This window comes from Methanolobus sp. ZRKC2, assembly GCF_045291185.1.
In the GTDB taxonomy this organism is placed as follows: Archaea; Halobacteriota; Methanosarcinia; order Methanosarcinales; family Methanosarcinaceae; genus Methanolobus.
This window is the reverse complement of record NZ_CP146980.1, coordinates 674,360-686,751: the sequence shown is the minus strand read 5'-3', so window position 1 is coordinate 686,751 and position 12,392 is coordinate 674,360. Positions and strand designations below refer to the sequence as shown.

Sequence of the window (12,392 nt, the reverse complement as noted above, 5' to 3'; positions counted from 1 at the left end):
AATGGACTCGCTTTAAAGTCGGGATTCCAAGTATGAAAATTACTGATATGTAAAGAGGGATGCTTCAAATGAAAAAGCCAATCAAGGTAGCAATAAATGGACGGGATTTGTCTAAAATAGGGGGGGGAACAAAAACTTATCTGATCAATTTACTAAATCAATTTTCTAATATGAAAGATGAAAATTACGAGTTTTATATAGTTCATAATAATCAGGCATATAAAAACTATTTTTCAGGTCTAATTGACTGTTTTATTGATGAAAAAAACCCAATTTTATTTGATTTTTACCATGTACCTCTCCATTGTAGAAATTACGACATCGATGTTTTGTTTGCACCTAAAAACGTAATTCCGTATTTTGTACCATGTAAAAAAGTAGTTACAATTCATGACTTAGCTTATTTTATGCCGGAATTGAACGCATACACATGGAAAGACACATTTTACATGAAGAAGATGATAAAAAGTTCTTCTAACAGAGCTGATTTAATCATTTCAGTATCTGAAAATACAAAAAAAGATATAGTAAGTATTTTGAGAACTAAGGAAGAAAAAGTAAAAGCAATCAATTCTGGTGTCAGCAGTGAGTTTAAAATTATAAAGAATAATCAGGTACTTGATGACATCCGCCAAAAATATCAATTGAACAATGAGTTTATATTGTTTACAGGGGGAATCACTCCCAGAAAAAACATGTTGAGACTTATTCAGGCTTTCAACATAATATCAGAAAAAGTTCCTCATGATTTAGTGTTAACGGATGTTGGAGGATGGAACAATAAAGAAGAGTTGAGAGTGATCGAACAAAATGATAGAATAAGAAGACTGGGCTTTATAAAAGATGAAGATATGCCTGCTTTGTACAATCTTGCAGGCATTTTTGCATATCCATCTTTGTATGAAGGCTTTGGTTTACCTTTATTAGAAGCAATGGCTTGCGGATGTCCGGTTGTATCATCAAATTGTTCTTCTTTGCCTGAAGTTGTCGGTGATGCTGCAGTTATGGTTGATCCTTATGACATTGATACATTAGCAAAAGCAATATATGAAGTTTTAGTAAATGATAATCTACGTGAGGAACTTATTACAAAAGGGTTGGATAGAGTAAAAGAATTCAGCTGGGATAAATGTGCCAGAGAAACTCTGAATGTACTTAAGATGTAAAAACTGAAGGATGGTGACTATGGCTTTTTATGACCACTTTTCTCAAAAAGAAAAAATGCCGACAAAAGCTGGCCTTAAATTGGTGAAATTACAAAACAAACGTATCTATAAAATCCTCAGTGGTTTTGTGAACAAAAAAGAGATTGATATATTAGAAATTGGTCCTGGGAGAGGTGCTTTTGCTGAAGAATGTAAAATCAATAAAGCTGAGTATGTTGCAATAGAAATAAATCAAAAGCTTGCCAGTGATTTGTCTGCAAATGGTATTGATATTGTCAAAAGTAAAGTTCCTCCACTTCCTTTCAAGCCAGATACATTCGATGTAGTTTATATGAATCAGGTCTTTGAACATATGAATGATATTGACATGGCACAGCAAATGATTGATGAATGTAATAGGATCCTGAAAAAGGACGGCCTTTTATGTATCATATCCCCTGATTATTTAGTGTGGAAAGAAGAATTCTTTAACGGGGATTATACTCATAATTTTATAACCACAGCAAGAAGACTTGAAGAAATCTATTATGATCATAATCTCCGAGTTGCTAACATAAGTTATATATGTGGTCCGTTTTTCGGTGACATGTTTACATGGTTGTTAGGTTTTTTTAACGGACTGCTTATGCGACAAAAATTTATTCATAGAATAACTTTTGGTCTGATAAGCACTGAGAAGGTATATAAAGCAAGAACAACTTTTTTCAGAAGTGTCATGGTAGTTGGAGTCAAGAATGAATGAAAAAATGGTTTTCATGCTGAAGTTGGCCATAGGATTGACTTTAATATCCTTTATATTTTCCATGATTGAATGGAATGAATTTATGAGAACAATAAGTGAAATCAACCTGATATTCATAGCTATTACGGTGGTTTTGTTTTTTTTTCCAAGCATGTGGCTAAGTGTTCTTAAGTGGTCAGAACTACTATCAGTGCATAAAATACATCTGCCATTTAACGACCTTTATGCTTATTATCTTATCAGCACTTTTTTCAACAATTTCCTGCCAAGTACAGTTGGAGGTGATGTCTCACGAGTCGTGTACCTTAAAAAGATGACAAACAAAACTGCTGCTGTTGCAGCAAGTGTTATTATGGAAAGGTTAACAGGTCTTGTAGGGCTTGTATTTTTTTGTTTCTTTTCAGTAATGCTGGATCCATTCCTGATTCAGCAATTAAACGTTTCGTATAGTGATTTTTTACTAATGCTATTACTAGTTTGTCTTGGATTTATAGCAGCATTCTATTCTTTTTCAAAGATTAAGAAAAATGATGCTTATTTTCATAAACATAAGCTATTGGCAAGTATCCAGTCAAAAGTTGTAAGTGCTTTTGATACTGTCTACTTCTACAGAAAGCATAAAAAAACATTGTTACTAACTCTAGTAATGTCTGTTGTATTCATATCATTTGGTATTATTTGCAATTATCTGTATTTCTTATCTATAGGTGTAAAAGTGCCTTTTTTGGCATTGGTTCAGATTTATACAATAGTGCGCCTGGTGGGATTGCTCCCGATAAGTATTAATTCTCTTGGTGTTACTGAAGGTCTTTATGTTCTTTTATTTAGCATGATCGGTATAAGTTCTGTAGATGCATTAACTGTTGCTTTACTTGGAAGGGTCTTATTGATGCTGGTAAGTTTAAGTGGTGGGTTATTATTCATAGTAAAAGGCAAAAGTGTTGATAGAAGAGGTATGTATGATAATAATAACTGAAATCGTCTTATTTTTGGCCATTATTACAGGCATTATCAGTATCTTTTTATATAGAAAAGAATTACAAAATTTAAGAGCTATTTCTGATTCAAAAGAAACCTGTGAAAGCTACCAAAAATCAGATAAAATGATTATATTTTCGGTCATATTGTTCACATTTCTGGGTACTATATTGATATTCAGAAATTTGGATACACCTGAATTTTTTCACGATGAATGGTGGCATGTTTCGGTTATAAAAAGTTTACAGGAAGGTTTTGGTTTTAAAATATACGATTATGTAACGAATGAGCCTATATGCCGGTATACCAGTGGGGATATTTTTAATTGGATTATATTTCAAATATCTAAATTGCTTGGTAATGATGAATTTGGATTAAGGTTTTTTGTTGCTTTAGTAGGATCAGCATTAATTCCTTTAATTTACTTTACTTTTAAAGATTTCATAGGAAAAGAGCCGGCATTGTTAACTGCGGTAATGTTTTCATTCAGTGAAATATCTATTTTCTTAGCAAGATTCCTGAGGCCTTATACGTTATTCTTGTTCTGTTATCTGTTAGTGTTCTTTTTATCTTATAAGTTTTTGAGATGTGCTGTGGAAAGAAAAATATTCAATAGTTTGCTAACATTATTCCTCAATATTTTGTTTTTAATAATTGCATTGGATTCTAGGGAATTTGCAAAAATATTGATACCACTGATTAGTTTGTATTATGCAGGGTTTTTTCTTTATAAATATGACACTAAATCCCTTTTACCAAAATATTTACCGTTTTCTGTAATATCATTTTCTCTTTTCCTGATTATGACAATCTTTTTGCAATTATCAGGTGTGATAGACTTATCAATAATCTTCTCTCAGATAGATGGATTTTTTTCATTTGATCAATTAAGTAATCCAACTGAAGAGTATTACTTCTATCTTTTTGAGTTGCCTTTCAAAATGCCTCTTGTGGGCTACTTTTTGTTTTCAGTGGGAACTTTGCTAATGGGTGTCAAATCGTACACAAATCGACAAGGCAAATATACGTATTTTTTGATTTTCTCTTTAATTCCTTTATTTATTATGATATATTTGTTTGATCGTTTTGAAGATTTCAGGTATATCTATTTTTTAATACCATTTATTTATGGATGCATGATGTTTGGTTTTACCTGGACTATCAAGCTGCTTTTGGATATATACTTAAAAGTGAATAGTTTAAAGTTCAACAGGACATATTATATTGTAATAATGCTGACTACTCTTTTACTATTTGTAATATTCCCGTCCATTCCCGGAATAAATATTAATGGATTAACAACTAAATCACCTTCCGATTGGCAGCATTCGGATGGAAATGAATATCTTCATCAGAGAGCAGTTGCTCTGGAATTAAAAGCTGCTTATAATTATATGGAAAATGAAAAGGAACTTGATTCATCTTATGCGCTAGTAGTTACGGATTATAGAGCAAAATATCTGGGTGAAGTTCAATTCAAAAATGTTTATTATCTTGAACCTTACGATGGAGAAAACAAGTTCTATGATATTTCAACAATTGGTGGTCAGGTAAACCTAGGTCAGATTAGTGGTGAAACCTATACTTTGAATGGAATTTTAAGCAGGAACGACAAAGTTATTTTTGTAATAGGACCTGTTCATATGTTAAATGAGGAAGTTTTCACTTTCCTTTACAAAAAAACAATTAACCATGCAGAACAAGCCAGAATTATCAGTTACGATTATAATGACTTTTACAATGGAAAAGAATTATACTGGCCAAATATATTTGTGTATGAGGACTAGGTTTCCAGAAAGGTATTGTAGTTGTGTGTTGTTCATAAACAAGTAAATCTGTATCGGTTCTGTGGGAATCTTCCGTATTCAGATAGGAATTAATATATTGGCAATAATTTGGCTCTGTAGAAAACCTATTTCCAATTTCATGTAATAGCTTAAAAAGGATTAAAATCCAAAGTGTTAACTTGCTACCGAAAACACAAAGGGGATAAATAATGTTTTGAGTAACAAGTAATTAAAGTTTGTTGATACCACGCTAGCAGTATCAGGAAACTCACATTTAGAGATTTTCAGTTGTAAGTATTCCAAGAGGAAATATGCACAACATCAGCTATTGACATTGGTTTTGTTGAAGGAGTATCTGAAAACGGATTACAGAAGTATTGTTGAACTTGTTCAATTGATGAATCCAGTTAAATCCAGAATTGGATTAAAACAAGTTCCACATTTTACAACCTTACATAAGTTCATTAGAAGAATCAAGTCTGTCTACTTCAATGGATTATTGAAACAGACACTTGATCTGTTCTATTCACATGGAGAAAAAAAATAGAAACTACTGCTATTGATTCAAGTGGTTTTACAAGTGGTCATTGTAGCTACTATTATTCACTCAGGACAAAGAAAAAACGTAGATCTTTCCTGAAAGTAAGCATTTCTGTTGATACTACTAAGCTCATTGTCACTGGTTTTAAGATTTCAGGAAAACCTGCTCATGATGCAAAACATGCAATGACATTTGAAGCAATGTCATAAAGCTCGAAGATCAAAATACTATGTGATGGATAAAGGATACGATTCAGAGGCCATACATTCACTGACAAGAGAAGAGTTAGAAGCAATAGCTATGATTCCTTTACGGAACAGGATGAGAAAAAGGATAAAAGGTAAGTTCCGCAGAAAAATGGTACAGGAGTTTGATGAAGAGCTTTATCATAGCAGAAATCTGGTTGAAACTATGTTCTCCATCCTCAAAAGGAAATATGGTGAGGAAATTAAGGCCAGAAAACACTGGAATCAGGTAAAAGAGATTAAAATGAAACTAATAGTGCACAACCTTGGCAGGTGTGCCAAGCTTGTCTATATAATTAAAATGAGGATTTCTACAGAGCCATAATTTTTAATTCTCACGATTTTATATACTTAAGATATTAATTTGTGCATTAGTCTATCATTTTAAATATAAATAAACACTTAGTCATTGCATGCAAAACAAAAAAGACTACTTGTTCTTTATCCCGATATTTTTATTTGTTCTTCTTGCCACTATAAGGCTTGCTAATCCCCTTCAGTTCTGGGTAGATGAACTATTCCATGTTTTTGCAGCTATATCCATGCTTGAAAATGGTCAACCAATACTTTCTTCAGGTTTACCATATGAACGTTCATTTCCCACTACGTGGCTTGCTTCAGAATCATTTAAGTTATTTGGAATTTCCGAAGTTTCTGCACGTCTTCCTTTTATGATAATCGGAGTCCTGTCAATCATTGCAACTTATTACCTTATTAAAAATACATATGATAAGAAGACAGCAATTCTTACCACTTTATTGTTGTCATTTGCTCCACTGCAGATTCACTGGTCCCTTAATGCACGCATGTACATTCTTTTGCAATTGCTTTATGTGTTCTTTTTGTTTGTCTTATATATTTTTTCCAGAGAGATTATGAGAGGGCTCGAAAGCAGAGAATTCAATGAAATAAAGGTGGCATTTTTTACTTTTCTTCTGATTGGAATAGTATGGTTCACATCTTTTGTTCACCAGTTCTATATTTTGTTTGTTGCCACTGGCCTTACTTTTTTTGTTTATCTAACATCTATGAGGTTGCTTGATAAAAAGAAAATATTCAATGAAAGGGATTTTCTCATCAGTTTTGTCATTGTAATATCTTTAGTTCTAATTTTCATCAGAATATTGTTTTTGAATACTCCTTTTTTAACCACATTTGCACCTATAGGTATGCGGTCGGGCATTGGCTTCTATGTCTTTTTAATTGGGAAACATTTCACTGTATTGTCATTGTTTGCTGCACTGTCTATTATTATGTTAAGTAAAAAAGATAATTGCAGCTCTATTATTGTAATTGGATACTTCATTCCATTTATTCTTCTTACACTTTTTCTTGAAGCAAAAAATTCAAGATATCTCTTTTTTGCTTTCCCTCTTTTTATTGCAATTGCCTCCAATGGCATTATTGAAGTATGGAGGAATATCAAGTCAAATAAATCTGATAGATATAAAGCACCAACAAAATACTTACTAATACTGCTGGTTAGTATTCTAGTTATTCAGACTGGTATTGGTCTTTATCATGAAACATTTCATACTTATCAACCTATACCCTATGAGGATCCACATCCTCACTGGAGATTTGCATCAGACTATGTCAAACAAAATATCAAAGATGATGATATAGTTCTCAGTACTATGCCCATATGCACTCAGTATTATCTAGGAGAAACCGATTACTGGCTCAGACAAAATGAATATTATTCTTTTGAGGATGACGAAGGGATTTTGAGAGATCGATACACAGGTGCAATTATTCTCAAAGACTATGAAACTTTCAGAATTGAAATGGAAGGTAAGAATGGATGGCTAATTGCAGATAGAAAACTTGACTCCTATTTTACTGATCCCCAAGTCCTGGATTTTGTAAATCAAAATATGACTTTTGTACCGGAAGGTTCTGATGAGACCATCAATGTTTACAGGTTTGAATACAATCAAAGAGTAGTTTGAATAAGATGGATAGACATATTATTCTCATGTTAGTACAAGAGCTTCTATTTTCAACACTATAAATTATATATTATCTCTGCTTTGTATTTCAAATCTGAAAAACCAGAAAACTGAAGCAATAAAACCTGTATTGATGACAATGATAAAAAATGTAGAACAAAGGAATATTGCTGGTACTCGTTACTCATTTATAGGCAAGACAGTATCATCTGGTATTCTTTTTATACTTTCAATAATAGTAGCGCGATATCTTGGCCCAGATGCATTTGGTGAACTTTCATTAGCATTAATGATCATTGTTTTTGCATCAGTATTTATTGATGCTGGGCTTAATAGATCTACCCAGAAACATATTTCACAATATCTTGGAGAAAACACTTTTTTAGTAGGAATTACCTACAAGAAAATGCTTTTGATTAAGATTGCTTCAGCATTAGTGGCAATGATATTTCTCTATATAACTTCTGATCTATTTGCATTGTTATTCAATTCTACAGCCCTCAGAAAACTTTTGAAAATCGGTTCTGTATTTCTCGCTGCCACAATTCTTTTGGAATTCGGTCTTGTTGTTCTTCAGGGCTATGAAGATTTCAAGCGCATTCTGCAAGTAAACATTCTGGAAGCAACGCTAAAAATCCTCATGACTATAGCTATAATATATGTGGGATTAGATGTTGCAGGTATAATGGGAGGGTATGCTCTTTCAAGCTTAATTATGTCTGTTTTTTTGATACTTGTTCTCTATTTCATGATCAAACCTGGGAAAGCGTCAGAACACAATTCAATAAGACTGACAAAAGAAATAATAGCTTACTCTCCTCCAATTTTCTTATCGACTTTGTTTTTTCTGGTTTACACGAAGTTTGATATACTGGTACTGGGTTATTTTGAGGGAACAACATATGTAGGATATTATTCCCTTGCTATAGGACTCATAGATAATTTATTGATTCCTCTTGTTGCGATAGAAACTGCTGTTATGCCAATTGCAGCTTCATTATTCGTTAAAGATCAGAACAAGGCACATTTAAGTTCTATTTTTAATCAGACAATTGTAAACGGATTTTTTTTCATGATGCCTGTTATTGCAGGATTGGTAGTGGTATCTTATTCATTCATTAAAGAAGCATACGGAATAGAGTTTATTGAGTCAGCTTTCATATTAATTGCTTTAACTCCTTTTATACTTACAAAAACACTTGCTATTTTAAATGGTGCATATCTTATCGGAGCAAATAAAGCCAATATTTTTATGAAATACACGTTTGGAGCAATGTTTTTAAACATTGTACTGTTATTTTTATTAATACCCACTTTTGGAGTTTATGGGGCAGTAGCCTCAAAAATAATCTCTCATTCAATACTTACCTTTTCAATACTTGTATACATTGTTAAGTATTTCCAGATAAAGATAGACAACAAAGCTATTATGAAATGCAGTAAAATAATTTTATCATCTATCATGATGGCAATTTTTTCTTATTTCATACTAAAAATATCAGGAGGAGAATTTTTGGGTCTTGCTTTAACAGTTTGCTCGGGAGTTGTACTATACATCCTGTTTCTGCATCTGACAAAAGCGATTTCTGTAGAAGAGCTTACTGAAATAGCTTTCGGAAAGATAGAAATAGAAAATATATAAAGTCAGACGGTAATGTCAACTTGATTTTTTACTAGGTCCTTGAATTGTGTAATAATAGTATCTAAGTTAAATTTCATTGAGTGAATTCTTGCTTTTTCTGAGTATTCCTTATATATTGATTCATCATAAAGCAGGTTGATAGCATTAATCCAATCATTAACGTTAAGATGTTGGTTGATTACTATTCCTCCTTTTCCAACAGCTTCAGGCAATCCTCCTATTTTGCTTGCAATTGAGGGAATTCCACAGTATCCTGCCTCAACACAAACTCTACCGAAAGGTTCTGGCCAGATAGAAGGAACAAGCAAGATTTTTGTATTACTGTAAATTACCTTTGAATTATCAATCCACGGAATGTATCTTACGTTTTCATATTGAGAAAAGTCTATAAATTCTGGATTATGACCGACTACAAGGAATTTTTTATCTGGCATTCTTTTTGCTATATTGAGAAAAGTATCGATTCCTTTGTGTTTGGAAGCATTGACCATAGTGATATATTCAGGTTCGTAATACTCCAATTTCGGCTCGTTAACGAAAGGGTAGATCACAAATGAGTCTATATTAAACCAGTCCCTGACGATTTTAGACATGTAATGACTGTTTGATATGACAAGTGATGCTTTTGGGATCCATTTTTTTTCATATCTAAAAACAGTATTTACAAAATACCTGTATGGATTGATCATAGAATACCCATAACATTCAGAACATTTCCTTGAACAATTCCGTTGGGGATCTGCACATAAACAAAAGTGCTCATAGTTTCGCATGAAAACAACCGAAGGTATTCTATGTCTGTTTGCAGCTTTAATTGCAGGGGCTGAATAATCCTGTTGTGTAATGACAATATCGGGTTCTTGCTTTAGAATGTTCTTTTCAACGGCACGTTCTATTTGTTTGAAAACAAGGAGTTTGTTGAACATGTGGGTATTTGTTTCAAATACAGGTATACTCTTAGCTTCAAACAGGCTTTCATGACTTCTGGATGATCTTTTTCCAATAGCAAACACTTCATTTTTCCCGTTGAGGACTCTAAGTAGTGTTTCAAAAGATAGCTCGCCACCACCTACCGGATTTAGGATATTTTCCTCACAGGCGAGTATTTTCATCGATCGTCCCCTTGTTTTTGTTCTTAAGTACAGCTCTGTTGAATCCGTATACAAATACAGTAGCAATTACAGACATGGGGATCACTATCAGGCCTACCCTGCTAAACAATACAAGGATGAAGCCACCAATGAAAAGTGCTATAATAGAATTCAAATCCGACTTATCTTCCACGCTAATGAGAAGGATTGTCATCATCAGACCTACTGCAGCTATCATCCCTAAATTGACATATACAAACACTCCCATTTGTTCGGCGTAACCTGAAAGCATATTTAATACGAAAGCGAGCATGATAAACAGGAGCATCAGGATGAAAACTAAGGCAAATAATTCTCTCGGAATTCTGAAACTAATAGTATTGTAGGTCTTCCCTTCATTATCAGTTTCAAGTTCTTTTTTGACGGAAGGAAGGTATCTTTTGAGAGATGACAGTTGTTTTCTTGTGAGTCTTACTTCAATTCCTTCTTCCTCCCGTATGGTAACAGGTATCTTTTCAAGATAGTACGGGACTTTTTCTTTCATAGTCTTCAAAACGACTTTTCTTCTCAAAAGTAGTAAAACAAGAAGTGATAGACCAAACAGCGATATACCTGCAAAACCGGTCAGAATCCCATAAGCCAGCTTCGTTATAAATATTATTTTGACACCGTTTTCTGGATTTTCGATCTCAATGATCTTGTAGTTTTCTTCCGAGCGTATATCTGTTTTTTCGAAGTACACAGGTCCGTTCAAATAGATGACCCTTTCCGCATTTTCAATTGCAAGGGTAACATGTTTTGATGAATTGCCGGAAACATAAGGAACATCCAGTTCCAGAGTGAATACTCCGTGGCCTGAAGGTTTTTGCGAAAGGAAAAGTGCGGTTAAATAGTTCTGCTTGTATGTAGAACTAAATTCCATCTCCTCTTCCGTAAGATCAGTTAAACCAGCATTAGTCGTGTACGATACTATATCATTCCCATTCGTATGCAAGGTGAAAGTTTTTCCTGTATCGAGTACAGACAATTCTCCTTGACCATACCAATACCTGTTCACATCACCGATGTCAGCCTGGTGATATTCAATGTTGATTTCTTCATAGGCGGATGAACATGGGGTAAGAATCACAAACAACAAAAAACTCAGCAGAAACTTACGTAGCATAATAGATATCCCCTCTGGTGTATTCTATGGGAACCACCAGGTTTGAGTTCTTCAACATAGACAAGGGGTCTACTTTAAAAGTCAGATTTACCTGCACAGGGATTTGTATTTCGAATGCTTCCAGCATTACTGTTGAATGCTCATCGAAATTCCAGGTTAGAGCATTTAAAGTTGAATGCCAGATGACCTTGTCCTGCTCATATCTATTGTTTTTGAGAAATTCCTTCGTTCCGAAAATGGCAATGTTACCTTCTGATACTCTTTTGGCAAGCACAATAGTAGTATTCTCATCTTTTGTCTCATTTCCCCTTCTTGCCTGTCGTGAACTGTTTATGCGGAAGAGTTCTTCAGAGTCTTCAAAGTCGATGGTCCTATAAATATGAGAGTCAATCTTTGTAATCGGTACTGCGTAATTGAAAGTCATATTGCTGTCGTTGAAATTTATCTTTGGGTTCAGTATGATTTCTTTACTGAATGCAACATCAAACTGCTTCAGTAGTCGATTGGTAGCATCTATCGAATTCAGGGAATCACAAATGACTATGAGATTGCCACCATTTTCTACAAAATCATAAAGTGCTGCTTTCTCATCATCAGCAAAATCCCTTTTTGTGTTAATGATTACATAAATATCGACTTGCTTCAAACTAGTTTTTGAAATGAATCCAAGATTTGAGTTTGCCATAAAATTGTCGTCAATAACATAACCCAAATCTTCCGTGTTTTCCACCATTGTACTAAACCCGGCAGGTCCATTATTATTCAGGCCGAAAAAGCCTCCTCCGGAAATATCAACAAAAATAATTGATTGTCTTTGTTCAGTGCTTGCACATGCAGTGGAAATTAAGACAATTACCAGTGCGATTAAACAGATTAAACAAACGTTTTGTTTCAATATACCACTATTCTCCTTAGTAAATTATCATTTTTTGTATCTTTTCTTTCTTATCCAATGATAATATTGATATTACTTAAATATCAATTACTTTAAAATTGATTAAATATATTTTTTTGTATAAAATAAATTACTTTAGCATAAGTAAATTCTAATATCAATTTAATATGTGAATGGATTATGTCATT

General features: G+C 33.4%; 9 protein-coding genes and 1 pseudogene. 7 read left to right on the top strand and 3 right to left on the bottom strand.

What is annotated here, in order from left to right; translation table 11 throughout:
- Positions 1-68 precede the first annotated feature (68 nt).
- The 7 genes and pseudogenes from V7O62_RS03265 to V7O62_RS03235 all read left to right on the top strand — a co-directional run bounded on the left by V7O62_RS03265 (position 69) and on the right by V7O62_RS03235 (position 9,053).
- On the top strand, positions 69-1,166 hold the full coding sequence (locus V7O62_RS03265; RefSeq protein ID WP_406657589.1) for a glycosyltransferase family 4 protein: 1,098 nt from the start codon (positions 69-71) through the stop codon (positions 1,164-1,166).
- Positions 1,167-1,185: 19 nt separating this feature from the next.
- Entirely contained in the window at positions 1,186-1,908 is a 723-nt protein-coding gene (locus tag V7O62_RS03260) for a class I SAM-dependent methyltransferase (RefSeq protein ID WP_406657588.1), read from the top strand.
- Positions 1,901-2,884: a lysylphosphatidylglycerol synthase transmembrane domain-containing protein gene (locus tag V7O62_RS03255; RefSeq protein ID WP_406657587.1), complete on the top strand. Its 984-nt coding sequence runs from the start codon at positions 1,901-1,903 to the stop codon at positions 2,882-2,884. The genes V7O62_RS03260 and V7O62_RS03255 overlap by 8 nt, the downstream gene beginning before the upstream one ends.
- The gene (locus tag V7O62_RS03250; protein WP_406657586.1) at positions 2,868-4,673 is read left to right on the top strand and encodes a glycosyltransferase family 39 protein; all 1,806 of its coding nucleotides are present in this window, start codon (positions 2,868-2,870) and stop codon (positions 4,671-4,673) included. Before V7O62_RS03255 ends, V7O62_RS03250 begins: the two co-directional genes overlap by 17 nt.
- Positions 4,674-4,887: 214 nt before the next feature.
- Positions 4,888-5,784, top strand: a pseudogene (locus V7O62_RS03245) (IS5 family transposase).
- Between the two features lie 88 nt (positions 5,785-5,872).
- Entirely contained in the window at positions 5,873-7,411 is a 1,539-nt protein-coding gene (locus V7O62_RS03240) for an ArnT family glycosyltransferase (RefSeq protein ID WP_406657585.1), read from the top strand.
- Between the two features lie 133 nt (positions 7,412-7,544).
- A complete protein-coding gene (locus tag V7O62_RS03235; protein WP_406657584.1) occupies positions 7,545-9,053 on the top strand; it encodes a flippase in 1,509 nt (502 codons plus the stop codon).
- A gap of 2 nt (positions 9,054-9,055) precedes the next feature.
- Here V7O62_RS03235 and V7O62_RS03230 read toward each other — a convergent pair whose 3' ends face one another.
- From V7O62_RS03230 to V7O62_RS03220, 3 genes are read right to left on the bottom strand one after another with little or no spacing between them, the layout of a single operon-like run.
- Positions 9,056-10,165 carry a glycosyltransferase family 4 protein gene (locus tag V7O62_RS03230; RefSeq protein ID WP_406657583.1) on the bottom strand — a complete coding sequence of 370 codons (1,110 nt, stop codon included), beginning with the start codon at positions 10,163-10,165 and terminating at the stop codon, positions 9,056-9,058.
- Entirely contained in the window at positions 10,146-11,309 is a 1,164-nt protein-coding gene (locus V7O62_RS03225) for a hypothetical protein (RefSeq protein ID WP_406657582.1), read from the bottom strand. The genes V7O62_RS03230 and V7O62_RS03225 overlap by 20 nt, the downstream gene beginning before the upstream one ends.
- Positions 11,299-12,204: a hypothetical protein gene (locus V7O62_RS03220; RefSeq protein ID WP_406657581.1), complete on the bottom strand. Its 906-nt coding sequence runs from the start codon at positions 12,202-12,204 to the stop codon at positions 11,299-11,301. Before V7O62_RS03220 ends, V7O62_RS03225 begins: the two co-directional genes overlap by 11 nt.
- Between the last annotated feature and the right edge of the window lie 188 nt (positions 12,205-12,392).

What these genes read in the sequence shown, in the direction of transcription:
- V7O62_RS03255 (WP_406657587.1), top strand. Translation starts at nt 1,901, where the DNA reads ATGAATGAAAAAATGGTTTTCATGCTGAAGTTGGCCATAGGATTGACT.
- V7O62_RS03225 (WP_406657582.1), bottom strand. Translation starts at nt 11,309, where the DNA reads ATGCTACGTAAGTTTCTGCTGAGTTTTTTGTTGTTTGTGATTCTTACC.
- V7O62_RS03240 (WP_406657585.1), top strand. Translation starts at nt 5,873, where the DNA reads ATGCAAAACAAAAAAGACTACTTGTTCTTTATCCCGATATTTTTATTT.
- V7O62_RS03230 (WP_406657583.1), bottom strand. Translation starts at nt 10,165, where the DNA reads ATGAAAATACTCGCCTGTGAGGAAAATATCCTAAATCCGGTAGGTGGT.
- V7O62_RS03260 (WP_406657588.1), top strand. Translation starts at nt 1,186, where the DNA reads ATGGCTTTTTATGACCACTTTTCTCAAAAAGAAAAAATGCCGACAAAA.
- V7O62_RS03265 (WP_406657589.1), top strand. Translation starts at nt 69, where the DNA reads ATGAAAAAGCCAATCAAGGTAGCAATAAATGGACGGGATTTGTCTAAA.
- V7O62_RS03235 (WP_406657584.1), top strand. Translation starts at nt 7,545, where the DNA reads ATGACAATGATAAAAAATGTAGAACAAAGGAATATTGCTGGTACTCGT.
- V7O62_RS03250 (WP_406657586.1), top strand. Translation starts at nt 2,868, where the DNA reads ATGATAATAATAACTGAAATCGTCTTATTTTTGGCCATTATTACAGGC.